Annotated in this window: 19 protein-coding genes; 9 read left to right on the top strand and 10 right to left on the bottom strand. The window is 47.1% G+C overall.

Features of this window, described 5'->3' with window-relative positions; all coding sequences use genetic code 11:
• The 3 genes from WBA89_RS06460 to WBA89_RS06450 form a co-directional block, all read right to left on the bottom strand.
• On the bottom strand, positions 1 to 672 hold a 672-nt coding region (locus WBA89_RS06460; RefSeq protein ID WP_424404865.1), incomplete at its 3' end, for an Hsp70 family protein.
• A gap of 20 nt (positions 673 to 692) precedes the next feature.
• Complete coding sequence (locus WBA89_RS06455) at positions 693 to 1,475, bottom strand: nucleotide exchange factor GrpE (protein ID WP_424404863.1); 783 nt, start codon at positions 1,473 to 1,475, stop codon at positions 693 to 695.
• Between the two features lie 11 nt (positions 1,476 to 1,486).
• Positions 1,487 to 1,699, bottom strand: a complete 213-nt coding sequence (locus WBA89_RS06450; protein WP_424404861.1) for a DUF2997 domain-containing protein — start codon at positions 1,697 to 1,699, stop codon at positions 1,487 to 1,489.
• A 71-nt stretch (positions 1,700 to 1,770) separates the two neighbouring features.
• Here WBA89_RS06450 and WBA89_RS06445 point away from each other — a divergent pair, with 71 nt between their 5' ends.
• Positions 1,771 to 2,793, top strand: coding sequence for a threonine aldolase family protein (locus WBA89_RS06445; protein WP_424404859.1), 1,023 nt, complete (start codon positions 1,771 to 1,773; stop codon positions 2,791 to 2,793).
• Between the two features lie 202 nt (positions 2,794 to 2,995).
• Here the strand turns inward: WBA89_RS06445 and WBA89_RS06440 are convergent, their stop codons facing one another.
• Positions 2,996 to 3,394, bottom strand: coding sequence for a DUF4112 domain-containing protein (locus WBA89_RS06440; protein WP_424404857.1), 399 nt, complete (start codon positions 3,392 to 3,394; stop codon positions 2,996 to 2,998).
• 69 nt (positions 3,395 to 3,463) lie between these two features.
• A complete protein-coding gene (locus tag WBA89_RS06435) occupies positions 3,464 to 3,802 on the bottom strand; it encodes a winged helix-turn-helix transcriptional regulator (protein ID WP_424404855.1) in 339 nt (112 codons plus the stop codon).
• Positions 3,803 to 3,918: 116 nt separating this feature from the next.
• On the opposite strand from WBA89_RS06435, the gene WBA89_RS06430 reads away from it, so the two are divergent.
• Complete coding sequence (locus tag WBA89_RS06430) at positions 3,919 to 4,617, top strand: pirin family protein (RefSeq protein ID WP_424404853.1); 699 nt, start codon at positions 3,919 to 3,921, stop codon at positions 4,615 to 4,617.
• 288 nt (positions 4,618 to 4,905) lie between these two features.
• Here WBA89_RS06430 and WBA89_RS06425 read toward each other — a convergent pair whose 3' ends face one another.
• The 4 genes from WBA89_RS06425 to WBA89_RS06410 form a co-directional block, all read right to left on the bottom strand.
• Entirely contained in the window at positions 4,906 to 5,286 is a 381-nt protein-coding gene (locus WBA89_RS06425) for a hypothetical protein (protein WP_424404851.1), read from the bottom strand.
• 120 nt (positions 5,287 to 5,406) lie between these two features.
• A complete protein-coding gene (locus WBA89_RS06420; RefSeq protein ID WP_424404849.1) occupies positions 5,407 to 5,592 on the bottom strand; it encodes a hypothetical protein in 186 nt (61 codons plus the stop codon).
• 14 nt (positions 5,593 to 5,606) lie between these two features.
• Positions 5,607 to 6,281, bottom strand: coding sequence for a lysophospholipid acyltransferase family protein (locus tag WBA89_RS06415; protein WP_424404871.1), 675 nt, complete (start codon positions 6,279 to 6,281; stop codon positions 5,607 to 5,609).
• Between the two features lie 327 nt (positions 6,282 to 6,608).
• Complete coding sequence (locus WBA89_RS06410) at positions 6,609 to 7,046, bottom strand: nucleoside deaminase (protein ID WP_424404869.1); 438 nt, start codon at positions 7,044 to 7,046, stop codon at positions 6,609 to 6,611.
• Positions 7,047 to 7,293: 247 nt separating this feature from the next.
• Here WBA89_RS06410 and WBA89_RS06405 point away from each other — a divergent pair, with 247 nt between their 5' ends.
• Together WBA89_RS06405 and menB are read left to right on the top strand one after the other, a co-directional pair.
• Positions 7,294 to 7,890 carry a TerB family tellurite resistance protein gene (locus WBA89_RS06405; RefSeq protein ID WP_424404847.1) on the top strand — a complete coding sequence of 199 codons (597 nt, stop codon included), beginning with the start codon at positions 7,294 to 7,296 and terminating at the stop codon, positions 7,888 to 7,890.
• Between the two features lie 384 nt (positions 7,891 to 8,274).
• A complete protein-coding gene (gene menB, locus WBA89_RS06400; RefSeq protein ID WP_333194626.1) occupies positions 8,275 to 9,108 on the top strand; it encodes a 1,4-dihydroxy-2-naphthoyl-CoA synthase in 834 nt (277 codons plus the stop codon).
• Positions 9,109 to 9,345: 237 nt separating this feature from the next.
• Here the strand turns inward: menB and WBA89_RS06395 are convergent, their stop codons facing one another.
• The gene (locus tag WBA89_RS06395) at positions 9,346 to 9,633 is read right to left on the bottom strand and encodes a hypothetical protein (protein ID WP_424404845.1); all 288 of its coding nucleotides are present in this window, start codon (positions 9,631 to 9,633) and stop codon (positions 9,346 to 9,348) included.
• A 278-nt stretch (positions 9,634 to 9,911) separates the two neighbouring features.
• On the opposite strand from WBA89_RS06395, the gene WBA89_RS06390 reads away from it, so the two are divergent.
• From WBA89_RS06390 to WBA89_RS06370, 5 genes are all read left to right on the top strand, one after another.
• Positions 9,912 to 10,058, top strand: a complete 147-nt coding sequence (locus WBA89_RS06390) for a hypothetical protein (RefSeq protein WP_424404843.1) — start codon at positions 9,912 to 9,914, stop codon at positions 10,056 to 10,058.
• Positions 10,059 to 10,147: 89 nt separating this feature from the next.
• Entirely contained in the window at positions 10,148 to 11,362 is a 1,215-nt protein-coding gene (locus tag WBA89_RS06385; protein WP_424404841.1) for a hypothetical protein, read from the top strand.
• A gap of 144 nt (positions 11,363 to 11,506) precedes the next feature.
• Complete coding sequence (locus WBA89_RS06380; RefSeq protein WP_424404867.1) at positions 11,507 to 12,211, top strand: PspA/IM30 family protein; 705 nt, start codon at positions 11,507 to 11,509, stop codon at positions 12,209 to 12,211.
• Between the two features lie 298 nt (positions 12,212 to 12,509).
• Positions 12,510 to 13,298, top strand: a complete 789-nt coding sequence (locus WBA89_RS06375) for a PspA/IM30 family protein (RefSeq protein ID WP_424404839.1) — start codon at positions 12,510 to 12,512, stop codon at positions 13,296 to 13,298.
• A 287-nt stretch (positions 13,299 to 13,585) separates the two neighbouring features.
• Positions 13,586 to 13,819: a hypothetical protein gene (locus WBA89_RS06370; RefSeq protein ID WP_424404837.1), complete on the top strand. Its 234-nt coding sequence runs from the start codon at positions 13,586 to 13,588 to the stop codon at positions 13,817 to 13,819.
• The last annotated feature ends 122 nt before the right edge of the window (positions 13,820 to 13,941 follow it).

Below are 13,941 nucleotides of genomic sequence, written 5' to 3'. Positions count from 1 at the left end.
CCCCTTGCTAAGGGGGGGAGAAATCTCGCTCCCCCCCTTGCTAAGGGGGGGTAAGGGGGGGGTTACAGCAGTGCGAACTAAACTTAAGTCTAAAGTCCCACCGCCAAAATCGACTACTAAAACTAGAGAACCGGGGCGTTTGACTGCATATCCCAGGGCTGCTGCTGTAGATTCATCTATTAGCTGAACTTCCGAAACTTCCAGAGATTCTGCTAAGTCGCGAAACCAATCCAGATATCGCTCAAATGCTCCTACCGGTACTGTAAAAATTACTTTATCGGGCTTTATATTTTGTAAATATAATTGTTTCCAAATAGTTTTGACAAACTGTTCTGCTACTGATTCTGACCTGTAGGTTTCGCCGTCGATATTGCGGGCTGGTGGCTGAAAGTCGGCGGCTAAGTCGCGTTTAAAAGCTTTAAAAAAACGATCGGGCTGGGCTTGTCCCAAACGCTGCGATCGCACTTTTTCTCCCAACACCAACTCTCCCGCACTTTTTACAAATACCAAAGTCGGTACTACAGGTATATCTCTAATATTTACACGACCATTATTTGTTTGAAAAATGCGGGATATCTCGCCCAATCTCAAAGTTTCTGGTGCTTGCGTATCCGGGTTGAGAATGCAGACAACGGTGTTGCTGGTGCCGAAGTCAATGGCAACTGTAGTCATGTTGATTTAAAATTTAAAATTTAATTTTTTATGCCACCGGGGAGGGTGCGGCTAACTTTAGCAGGAACCAAAATTCGGTCTCCATCCCGATAGCCGACAAACCGAATATAAACTAATTCTCCTTCTGTTATATCCTCAACATCCGGCTGGTGTAACTGCGGATTGTAAATGACTTGTTCCCAAGCTGAACCGATTGTTTCAAAATCCCAGCTTGACAACAGATTTTCTAAGGGAGTAAAAAGAGCAGAAAGATTTTTGGCTGGCATCTGCGGCTTGGCTTCTGCCATTTTGCGGGCAGCGGGATAGTTAGTTAACAAAGTTTTCAACTGTTCAAAAGTAGCGCGGCGAAAATCGGCAGTTAGTTGAGTTTTTTGCTGCTGCAATTCTTCGCGCAGCCGGAAACACTGCTGCCTCAATTCTTCTATTTCGGTGGGATTACTTGTGATTGTAGCCGACATTGGCAGCGCGATCAAATTGCGATCGAATTCTTGGAAATTCAAATTCAGCACTGTTGCCAGCCGCCTCAGTTCGTCTAGCGTGAGTTTTCCCACGTCTCCCTGCCGCACTAAGCGCACCCCAAAGCGAGTTAAGCCCGCTTTTTCGCCTAAGTCTTGCCAATCGATAATCTCTAACTTATTCATGCGTTCCCGCAGAATTGTATCGTACTTAAACTCGATCGCATCTCCCGCTGCCGATGCAGCATAAAGGTAAACTAAAATTAGAAAAATGCCGCCGACAGCCAGCGCGAAACTGAAGGCAGGCACTGTTGATGTATCAACTGTTGCGCCGACGAGATAGAACATTGTTAATTTTTCTAAACTTGTTTTAAAGTCTGCGTTTGTTCGGCGGTCAAATTTTCTTCGCCTTCATAGTATTCTGGCAGCAAGTCTTGAGATGCTACTTTTCCGAGGGCTTTTTCAATTCCGGCGGTGGTTTCAGTACAGCTTGCACCCGTGGCGCTGAGGACGGTTTCGGTAACTTTGCCGTCTTTGCCGATGCGGTATTCTATTTGGCGGTACTCTGCCATAATTCTCTTGGTTTAATAGTTGAGTTTAGACTGTTGAGTTATATTATAGATGCTGTTTACCAATTATTCAAATGAATTTTTGTAGTGACAATGCCACCGGGGTTTCGCCGGAAATTATGGCAGCGATTGGTGCGGCTAATTGCGGTGCTGTAATGTCTTACGGAGATGATGAATATACGCAGCGCTTGCAAGTTAAATTTTCCGATTTGTTCGAGACATCAGTAACAGTTTTTCCCGTAGCAACCGGTTCTGCTGCTAATGCTTTATCCCTGGCGGTTATGACTCCTCCTTACGGGGCTGTTTACTGTCACGCCGACTCTCATATTAATCTAGATGAATGCGGCGCGCCGGAGTTTTTTACAGGCGGTGCAAAGTTAGTGACAGTAACAGGAGATCGTAGTAAAATAGAAGCAGATACTTTAGCAAAAATTATCGAGAAAGCTGGTGCAGGTGTCGTCCACCACGTACAGCCCGCAGCCGTGAGTATCACTCAAGCAACGGAAGCGGGTACTGTCTACAATCCAGCAGAAATTGCCCGCATTTCCGAGGTTGTTCGCGCTCATAATTTGCACCTGCACGTGGATGGAGCTCGCTTTGCCAATGCTGTTGTCAGTCTTGGCTGTTCTCCGGCTGATGTTACTTGGCGGGCTGGTGTGGATATCCTCTCATTTGGAGCGACAAAAAACGGCGCGATGGCTGCGGAAGCTGTGGTATTTTTCAATCAAGAACTAGCAGAAACTTTCCCTTTTTACCGCAAGCGCAGCGGGCATTTGTTCTCGAAAATGCGGTTTTTGTCGGCACAGTTGGAAGCATATATTACCGATGATTTGTGGCTAAAAAATGCGAGTCATGCTAATAATATGGCGGCTAAGATAGCCGAAGGTTGGGCAGGACTTGAGCAAGTAAAATTTTGCCATCCAGTAGAAGCTAACGAGATTTTTATGCAGCTTCCCGAATCAGTAATTGCATCTGTTTTAGCGGAGGGTTTTCTGTTTTATAGATGGGATGGATGTACTGTGAGACTGGTAACGGCTTTTAATACTAGAGAACAAGATGTTATTGCTTTAGTGGAAGCTGTTAAACGCCATCAGTGATTATTTTGTAGGGGCGGGTTTTACGAATAATATCTGACAAGTACCAACAATCTAGATCGACCCGCCCCCACAACAGATAACCCACATCAACATTAAATTTGCATCGAATAATGCGGAAAATGTACATTGCAATTTACCATTGGGAGGGGGCGGGTTTAGGAGATTAGGGGCTTTAGGCAATGATTGTTGGTAAAACCCGCCCCTACAATTTAATGGATTCAGGAATAGGTTCTGCAACTGCGGCAAGTTCTGGTTCAACTGCTTCTATGTGTGCTTCTAAAAGCGCCAGATTTCTCATGTTTGATTTATAAAAAGCATCGAAGATATCTCCGACTAAAGGTACTGAACCGATAACTGCTTCCAGACTGATATTGTAAATCATTTTCCCTAGAGTTTTTTGGGGAAGGTTGAATTGAGTTGCTAGGTAAATTAGGTAGGCGGAAAACGCGGTATCTACGAGATCCCCAGCACCCGGAACTAAACCGATAATTGGGTCTAAACCAATGCGAAATTTGGTGCCGGGGATGCCAATGGCGGTATCCATCAGGCGGCTGAGTTTGCGGATGCGGTTGAGGGTAGCGAGACGCTCTATTTTGTTCATATTATTATTTTTGAACTAGGTTTAAGATTTTAAATCTGTCGGAAGACGGAAAAAATATCTATAAACCGCTCATTTTCCATCTTCGCTAATATGCTGAATTCCCCATTCGTGCATGGCATTAATAATCGGTTTGAGACTTTCGCCCAAAGGCGTTAGCGAATATTCAACTTTTGGCGGCACTTGCAGGTAAATTTCCCGGTGCACAATCCCGTCTGATTCCATTTCCCGCAGTTGCTGCGTCAGCATCTTCTGAGTAATGCCGTTGACGGCTCGCTGCAGCTCGTTAAAGCGCTTGACTCTTTGAAACAACTCCCGCAGAATCAAGACTTTCCAGCGCCCGCCAATCACTTCTAGAGTGCGCTCTACAGGGCAATTTGCCCGATCGACTTTTACTTCTTTGATTTGCACAGTATCTTTTTAGTAACTACCGCACTTTTAAGTGCGTACTATCCATAATAGCTTGACTCGGTTTAAAATAAAAACATCAAAGAAACACCCGATAAATTTCACTGAGGATTCAGAAAATGATTACCGTCAGAAAAAGTGAAGCAAGAGGACACGCTAATCGCGGTTGGCTGGACAGTTACCACACATTTTCGTTTGCCGATTATTACGATCGCAACCAGATGAATTTTCGGTCTTTGCGGGTAATTAATGAGGATGTCATCAGTCCGGGTAAAGGTTTCGGCACTCACGGGCACAGCGACATGGAAATCATTACCTATGTACTGGAAGGAGCATTAGAACACAAGGATAGTTTGGGTACCGGTGCAGTGATTAAACCCGGTGAAGTGCAGCGGATGAGTGCGGGTACGGGCATCCAGCACAGCGAGTTCAATCACTCGCAAGCTGACCCGGTTCATTTGCTGCAAATCTGGCTGTTGCCCGATACAAATGGCTTGACTCCGAGTTACGAACAGCGGAATTTTTCAGTGGAACAAAGGCGGGGGAAACTGCGCTTAGTGGCGGCGCGAGATGCCAGAGATGGTGCTGTGAAAGTGCATCAAGATGTTGATTTGTATGCGGCTGTTTTGGATAAAGATTCGCGGGTTTCTCATGCTTTGCAGCCAAATCGCCATGCTTGGGTACAAGTGGCTCGCGGCGCTATTTTGGTCAACGGTTTGACTTTGGAAAATGGCGACGCTGCGGCGGTTAGCGGTGAGTCTGAGTTGCTGATTGAAGCTACGGCAGATGCTGAATTTTTGCTGTTTGATTTAGCATAGAATTGAATGGAAAAGCTCTTACTTCTACAAGAAGTCGGGGATTTGCGATCGTTCGGCGATGGAAAGAGACTGTTGGCGAATTCATAGGGTAAAATCCCTCATCTCTGTCAATTAGACATTGAGTCTAGAACCACTATGTTTAGGGGGTTATGGGTGAAACCCTTTGTTGATTGACTGACAGTCTTTTGAAATCGCACGCCAAACAAACGAAGTCCGCTTCTCGCGGACTGAAAAATATACTGGGTTTTCAATTTAGGCGGACTAATATACAAAATGCCAGATATCTGGTTAATTAAAAGCACTGGGAAAAGCGGCCCAAACTCGATCGACAAAATCCCTAAGTTGTCGAGAGGCGATCGCCCTATCCTGGCGATCGGAGTCGAGAGACTGCAACTGACTCAACAGTGAAATCACCTCAGTATCCAGCGCCGCCCGAAACAAACTCAGCGGCCAAAGCAAATCAGCACCATCTCGCAAATCCGATAAAATGTATTCTTCCGGCCATTGCTCAGATACATCCTTCCCCGCCACCAATCCAACCAACATTAAAGGGCGCACCCAACAAATTTGACGCGCCTCAACCACGTCAATTACCTCTGAATGCAGGCACGCATTTCCATATTCTAAACTGACAATTTGACCGGGCTTAAAGTTCAAAGCACATTCCATTAATCTCTATTTCGGTTAACTATTTATGACTGTTGACTATTTATGACTGTTGACTGTTGATTGTTGACTGTTGACTGTTGATTGTTGATTGTTGACTGTTGACTGTTGACTGTTAACTATTTATGACTGTTGACTGTTGACTGTTGACTGTTGACTGTTGACTGTTGACTGTTGACTGTTGATTGTTGACTGTTGACTGTTGACTGTTGATTGTTGACTGTTGACTGTTGGTTCTAATTCCGAATTACCAATTCCTACTGACAACTGACAACTGACAACTAACAACTGACAACTAACAACTGACAACTAACAACTGACAACTAACAACTTTGATCGAGATTTTTCAGAGCCATTTCGAGTTCTGCAGTCAACAATCGTGCTTCTTTTTTGCCAGTGCCACCGTTAGCATAATCCGCCACTGAAATGGGATTGCCGATCGCAATTTTGACACGAGCGCCCCATCGAGGAATGCGGGGGCGGTAGCGGATACTCATCGGTACAATTTTCACCCCCAAACCGGGTTTGCTCAACTCTGCCTGCATTGCCAAACGAGCTAATCCAGGCTTGGGAGGGTGAACTTCACCATCCTGAAAAATGCCACCTTCGGGAAAAATCACCAACATTTGCTTGTCGAGGAGCAATTCCACGCCGTAACGCAGACTGCTAATTGCCGGATGCTTGATATCGACAGCAAAACCTCCCAAATGTCTGATGAACCAACCTTGCAGGCCTTGCACCTCATCGGCAGTTACCATAAACCGCAAATCGCGTCCAGTCACCATCTGTCCCGTTGAATAGGGCATCATCAGCGCGTCCCACCGGGAGCGATGCGTAGGGGCTAAGATGACAGGCCCGTCCTTCGGCAAGTGTTCCTGTCCGGCGATCTCAATCTTGCCAAAATAAAACGGTAGGACAGCATAGTGACCTAGCGGATAGAGCAAGGAGGTTAACCAAGGAGAAACGCGAGAGGTATTAGATACTACCTTGGCAGGCATTGGCTTCACTAGAGATGATTTACTGGACTCGACGGCGATGGCGGCAGTATGGCGCATGGCAATTAACCTGCTTTATCGATATATAGAGTCTAAGGATATGTTGCTTAGCAAACGTTTAGTCTTTCGATGGGGACACTTTGGCTATTGGCGTTTTGCCTTTGGCCCGTGCTAAAGCCCGACAACCAACAATCTATAACAGGCTTTCACCGGGGTCAAGCCGACAGCAGTCAGGAGCCAGCTCGATCGGGCAATTACGGATCTATTATTTCACTTAAACAGCCAAGTTTTATTAAACACCGCCCAAAAGAAAGTCAAAATTTTTACCGGTTAATTCTTTCTTCGGGCTTCAAACCAAGAAAGCAACCGATCTCGGCAAACAGACTCCATAATACCGCCGAGTACCTCCAAGCGGTGACACGAAGGCGCGCTATCAGGAATATTAGCAGCAGTCCGAATCGCGCCTGTTTTCGGGTCATCAGCTCCGTATACCAGCAAACCGATCCGAGCTTGTACGATCGCGCCAGCGCACATCGGGCAAGGCTCCAGAGTCACGTAGAGCGTGCATTGGTTGAGATGCCAGTCTTGCAAAACTTTGCCCGCCGCCCGCAGAGCCAAGATTTCAGCGTGAGCAGTCGGATCGCAGTCTCGCTCTCGCCGATTTTGCGCTTCGGCAATCAACTTGCCAGTACCGTCAACGATTGCAGCACCCACTGGCACTTCACCCGCATCGCCGGCTGCTCGCGCTAGTTCCACAGCCCTAGCCATCCAGCGCTTGTGAACAGCATAATTAAAATCACCAATAAACAACTGCTCTGTTTGCAAATTCACGGTATACCTATGCAGCTACAAACGCTTAACATTGTCTTACTTATACACTTGCTGCGGAGCGAATAAGTGCGATCGCTAGTAAAACAAGTTTTTAGGGCAACTTATGGCATACTTACCTAGCTGAAAACACTTAAGATCGAAAAATAAAGTTACACCGCAGTCCCATCCACAGTAATTTTGAATTATGGACACCACCACGATTAGCACTGAAGTTGTTGAGCTGTTGTCCCGGATTAGCCGGCAAAAACTCCGCGAACAAGATATCACTCCCTTGGTAGTGTTTCTGACTGCTCTAATTTCCATCCTGCGCGGAGTCATGATTATCGACAGGACGATCGCCATTGAAGAAGAAGAACGGCTGCAAAAGACTCTCAAAGCCTTTTCCAGCGGAGATCCGCATCGAATAGAACTAATTCAGCGCCTTGTCAAAGGAGTATCCAAACAGCAAGTTTACTTCAACCCCACGGAATTGCTAACCCTGACAGCTTTCTTCTCAGAATCAGAAAAGCTGTTGCTCATCGGTTCCGGCTACGAAATGTCAGCGGTAGACGGACACATCGACCTGCGGGAGCAAATGTACCTACAGTCGATCGCAAACCGGCTCGGTCTCGACTCCAGACACATTGCAGTCATAGACACTTTATTTACTAAAGAAGGAACCCTCGACTCAGAAGCTTTTGCCGAAGTTAAAGCATTACTCGCACCGAGCGAATTCTCCTCCAGCGATCCAGTATTTGCCAAAGCAGGAAAGCACCTGCTGACTCTTTTAACGCGCAAGTAATCCAGCGAATTAAAGTTTTTTGGCCGTGCAAGAATCAGACACGGGGAAAAGAATTTGATGCTTTTTCTATTAGTTCGCCGGCGCAGCGGTCATAAACCGGGTTTTTTCAGACAATATAGATAGGTTGCAGCCAGCCAAAACGCTAAAAAACCCGGTTTATTTTGCCTTGATGCGTCCAAATCCGTCTAAAATCTAAAAGCGACTTGTCGCTGCCCCATCGCCCCTGCTCGGTCTGATATCTCAACTTGACTGCCAATAAATCGGTATCGTTTCTCCGGCGCTGTTGAGTGAATGTCCCCCAAATTTTTAACTTCCAGTTCTTGCTCCCAGATTAATCTGTAGAGTAAATCTCAAATCTCAAAATCTCAAATCGACAGATTGATTATGCAAATAGAATGGCAAACCGCCAAAACCTACGAAGACATTCTTTATCACAAAAGCGGCGGCACCGCCAAAATTACCATCAATCGACCTCACAAACGGAACGCTTTCCGTCCCAAAACCGTGCAAGAACTGTGCGATGCCTTTACTGATGCCCGCGAAGACACAAAAATCGGCGTTGTCCTCTTTACCGGTGCGGGGCCTCATACTGACGGCAAATACGCCTTTTGTGCGGGCGGCGACCAAAGCGTGCGCGGTGCTGCGGGGTATGTAGACGAGGGTGGTATACCCCGGTTGAACGTGCTCGACTTGCAGAAGTTGATTCGATCGATGCCTAAAGTTGTGATTGCTTTAGTGGCAGGATATGCGATCGGCGGCGGTCATGTTTTACACTTGATCTGCGACTTGACGATCGCAGCCGACAATGCTATTTTCGGACAAACCGGCCCCAAAGTCGGCAGTTTCGACGGTGGATTCGGAGCCAGCTATCTTGCCAGAGTAGTCGGACAGAAAAAAGCCAGGGAAATTTGGTTTTTGTGTCGCCAGTACAGCGCGCAGCAAGCCCTAGAAATGGGTTTAGTCAACTGCGTAGTCCCGGTAGAACAACTCGAACTCGAAGGGATGCAGTGGGCTGGAGAAATTCTCGAAAAAAGTCCGATCGCGATTCGCTGTTTAAAATCCGCTTTTAATGCCGACTGCGACGGTCAAGCCGGCCTGCAAGAGCTGGCTGGAAATGCCACTTTGCTCTACTACATGACCCAGGAAGGTGCCGAAGGCAAACAAGCATTTTTGGACAAACGGGAACCGGACTTTAGTCAATATCCTTGGCTGCCGTAGCTCGATCGACAAATGAGTTTTTTTGATTCCCTCATTCCAGTTACAGATGCTGTTGATTTGTGTCAGTTGCAAAAGTCGAATTGAGGCGATCGTCCAAAAGTGTAAGTATTGATATTACTAGCACCAAAAAAATGAAACTGCTTTGTTAAATCCAGACTGCGATCGCCATCAGTAATTCCCAAATCGGAAATGCCCAATGCTCCTATCCAAAATGATATGATTCCTGCTGCAGTCCGACTAAACCGACAGTGCTGCTGATTGCTCGATTAAAGTTGTGCCTGTCAACTGGCAGGCATTGCGCTCAGAAACACTCACAGCAGGCTCCGGCAGCGTCACACTCTGTTCTTGCCAAAGTTCAATTTTTTCGATATTTTCCCAATATGGCTCAAAAGGCGAAACCGCTAAGGCACAAGCTTTCCACTGACTTTGCACCGATACGCTTAGCAAATCGCAAACACCCCCGCGTCTTCCTTCGGGAGTGTAGTGGCGGCAGTGACGGCAAGCGGAAGTTAATGGTGTTTTCATAAAAGTGTTTAGACAAATCAGTTTCATCTATCATTCTCCTCTGTAGAGCTAGGAGGTTTGAGAGCATCCCAGCCTTTATGCTGTATGGGTTTTAGCGATCCCCGAGACATAATTAAATTTTATAATTTATTTATAATTGCGTTATATGTAGAAACAATTAGCTCAGTTATTACTCAGTGGATAGGTAAAAATACAGGTTAAAAGTTTATAAATGGTTAGGGATCAAGAAAAACGACAAGTGCGGAATAAGTGTCAGATGTTACAAATAGACTGCTGCTGTGGATAGAAAAAGCGGCCCAGAGCAGGATAAGCAGCCTGTGGGAAACAGCAATTTAAGTTTTAATATAAAAAAAAATGAAAAAATAGCAAAAACGATGGACGGCCGGCGATCGCACCGCAGTCGCCTTGACGGCAAAAGCAGCTAATCCTAGAATAGGCAAGTTTTAAAACTTCTTGTTTATTTCTTGAGAATCAAAACATTAAAATCAATTCAGAGACGATAGGAGTTTGGCTAATGAGTAAGCGTTCTTCGGTTGAATCCCCAAATCATCAATCCTCATCAACCCCCCTCAAGCCTGCTTTGCAAGCAGCTTTGGGATGTCTGGATGTCAGCCTTGAAGCAGAACTGACCACATACAGAAGGCACAGGCGGCGCGCCGAACAGTGGGTGTCGCCATCCGTTCGCAGCAACAAGCAAACAGGCACAACCGAGCAACAGAATACCCAAAACCTGTCGCCGCAGGCTGCCGAGGAAACCCAGCAGCCGCTATCGCTGCCCCTATCCCTGGCAGGAGTCCAGGGCGATGCCCCGCTAGCAACTACTAGGGGTGGCACCCCATTATCTAGCAGCACCTTCGCACCCCACAACTATCTAGAATCAAGCGAAAAACTGATCGAAAGTTTGGACGAAACAAAAGCTGAACCCGATCGAGAACGCAGTTTGGCAGCCAGTCTGTTAACTCCTTTGGGACTGAGTTCGATGCTGCTGTTTCTGCTGTCGTGCACGGCTTTGGGCTACGCAGTCACGCACCCGTCAAGTGTGGCTAAAATAACGGGTTTGAACCGTTTGCTCGATCGCACCGCGCCAGGAGCCAGCGAAAGTCCCACCGCTAGCGACACGTCAAATAGCAGCAACAAGGAACTGCCGAAAGCTCCAAATCTGACATCCAAGGAATTTGTCGATCTAGATTTGAGCACTCTCAGCAATGTCCAGCCCACAGCTAGCCCGATAGCTTCCCCATCGCCAAAAGCATCAATCCCGCCGACTCCACCAGCGCCTCCAGCCCCCATCGGCGCTGTCCCGATTCCTACAGAAGACGGCAACCCTGCCAGAGGCGCTCAACAAGGACTCAACAATCTCAGCACAGCTTTGCTTCCCACTCCCAGCCCCAGCGCCGCCCAGCCAGTGCCGAGTCTGCCGACACTGCCTCCAACGCCGACTCCAGTCCAGCAGGCAGCCTCCGCCCCGGCGGCGACTGCAGCTCCGGCGGCGGCAGCTCCCGCAGGCAGGCCGAGACGGGCTGCCGACGGTTTCTACTATGTTGTCACCGATTACACCGACGAAAAATCTCTCCAGCAAGCCAGAACCGCAGTTCCCGATGCCTACGTGCGGAATTTCTCAAAGGGTGTCAAGATCCAAATGGGAGCTTTGAACGATGCTGCCTCAGCAGAACGTTTGGTAACAGAACTCCAAGCCAAAGGGGTTCAGGCGCAATACTATCAGCCATAAATTAGGTAAAGCGTGAAAAACTTTAACTAAATTGTTAGACAAAGCGAGACAATAATTAATGTTTTGTCTAACACAAAATTGGTTGTTTAATGGTCAATTCCCATTTTTAAATCTAAAATTTAATAAAATCGGGAGATGGAACTCATGGGATTATTCGATCGCATTTGGCGAGTGATTCGAGCCAATATTAACAGTTTGATCGGGGCGGCAGAAGACCCAGAAAAAATTCTGGAACAGGCTGTAATGGATATGCAGGAAGATTTAATCCAGCTCAGACAAGCTGTAGCAGGGGCGATTGCGGCTCAAAAACGCACGGAACGCCAATGCTCCCAAGCAGAATCTACAGCCGCAGAATGGTACCAGCGAGCGCAGCTAGCTTTGCAAAAAGGCGAGGAAAATTTGGCGCGGGAAGCTCTGACGCGAAAAAAATCTTATCAAGAAACGGCAGCGGCGATGAAAGCTAGTCTGGGACAGCAAAACGCTGTGGTGGCTCAACTGAAAGAAAATATGCGATCGCTCGAAAGTAAAATTTCTGAGGCAAAATCTAAAAAAGATATGTACATTGCCCGAGCTCGATCGGCAAAAGCCTCCGAAAGGCTCCAAGAAATGATGGGCAATCTCAGTACCGGCAGTGCTTTGAGCGCGTTTGAAAAAATGGAAGAGAAAGTCGTGCAGCTAGAAGCTCGCTCCGAGGCCATCGCAGAACTCGGAACTAACGATTTAGAAAAGCAGTTTCTCTCTCTCGAATCTGCAGGCGATGTCGATGACGAGTTGGCGGCGATGAAAGCACAAATGCTTCCGGGCAATAATACACCAAAATTGCCCTCTGGCGAGCCGCCCGCATCCTGAACCAGAACTAGCAGAAAAATAGTCCCGACGGCAAAAACTTCTCAACAGCCGAGCTAGAGATACTTCACAAGCGTGTTGGGGAATTCCCGGATCGAAGTTAAACTCAATAGATAGGTGCATTAATCAGCTTGTCTGCACCGCTGACTCGATCGCTTTAAACTGTATTTATATGTTTGCAAAAATTGCCAAAGGCTCGATCGCGCTAAACATCTGACCACATGAGTTTCACTCAAAGCGGGCTAACGCTATCGAGCCTGCTTGCCGCCTAGTTCGTACACCTCACAGGAAAAATAGGATTATGGGATTATTCGATCGCATCAGCCGAGTCGTCAGAGCCAATCTTAACGATATGGTCAACAAAGCTGAAGACCCGGAAAAGATTTTAGAACAGTCCGTGACGGATATGCAGGAAGACTTGGTGCAGTTGCGTCAAGCCGTTGCCAGCGCGATCGCCACTCAAAAGCGCACCCAGACTCAGTACAATCAAGCTGAATTCCAGTCTAACCAGTGGCAGCAACGCGCTCAGCTAGCCCTGCAAAAAGGAGACGAGACTTTGGCCCGCGAAGCCTTGGTGCGTAAAAAGTCTCACGCAGAAACGGCGGCTACCCTCAAAAGCAGTTTGGAACAGCAATCGGGTCAAGTAGAAAGCCTCAAGCGCAACTTGATCGGTTTGGAAAGCAAGATTTCCGAAGCCAAAACTAAGAAGGATATGCTCAAGGCCAGAATATCCGCAGCTAAGGCCCAGGAACAGCTCAACAACACCATTGGCACCCTGAATACTGGCAGTTCAATGGCAGCTTTCGATCGCATGGAAGAAAAAGTTTTGCAGATAGAAGCTCGCGCGGGAGCATCAGCAGAACTGGCGGCCGGCGGCAGCGATTTAGAAGCAGCTTTCCGCTCGCTCGAAGCCGGTGGCGGTGTTGAGGACGAGTTGGCTCAGATGAAAGCTCAACTGGACGGAGGTTCTGTGTCTCAAGGTCAATTGCCCGCAGCGGATAATAATACTGCTAAGCCTAGTACCTCGGAGTCGAGTCCGGTGATTGACGCTGAGTTGGAAGAATTGCGATCGCAGCTCAACAAAATGTAGTAATCTCTATCAAAATTTACCTATTTCTCAAATGGCAGCTTTGATAGAATGCTCCGCCTACCTATAGCGTTAGCTTGGGGAAGTCGGAGCTTTTTTCGCAAACAGTGTATGTAGGTTGGGTTGAACTGATATCTTGCACCTGTGGCAAAAACCGGGTTTCTGACCGCAAAAACCGCATCACAACCTATGTCTCTCGTTCAGAAACCCGGTTTTTAAGAGCTTCCACACGAATGGTGCTCTTCTGTCAGTTGAACGAAGGGTTCGTGTCCAGGGCCCAACCTACAATCATGCTTAACAATCGCGTATTGCGATCTAACCGACGATCGAAGATTTACGCAATTTCTCCTGCGATCGACCATTTTGCAACGTGCGTCGCTCGATCGAAATTGTCTATTTTTTTTGAGGGACTTTTAATGTATCCGCACCCTACAGCTACTGCTGCGCGACTTTTGCGATCGCAATTTAGCAGACCGCAAAGAATGCTTTTTGTCAAGTATATTTATGTTGAATTTAAAATTTAATTATTAAGAAAAAGTGATAAAGTGACTTTATTGTTTGCAATTGCGCCGACAGCGCCGGCTCGTAAGTGTAAATAACTATAGCGGTTCTCAGTAACATGAGATGCCATTAAGCTGCATTGGGA

It is taken from the genome of Microcoleus sp. (genome assembly GCF_049646505.1).
Classification (GTDB): Bacteria; Cyanobacteriota; Cyanobacteriia; order Cyanobacteriales; family Microcoleaceae; genus Microcoleus.
The sequence above is the reverse complement of the archived record's forward strand: the minus strand, read 5'-3'. Positions and strand labels throughout refer to the sequence as shown.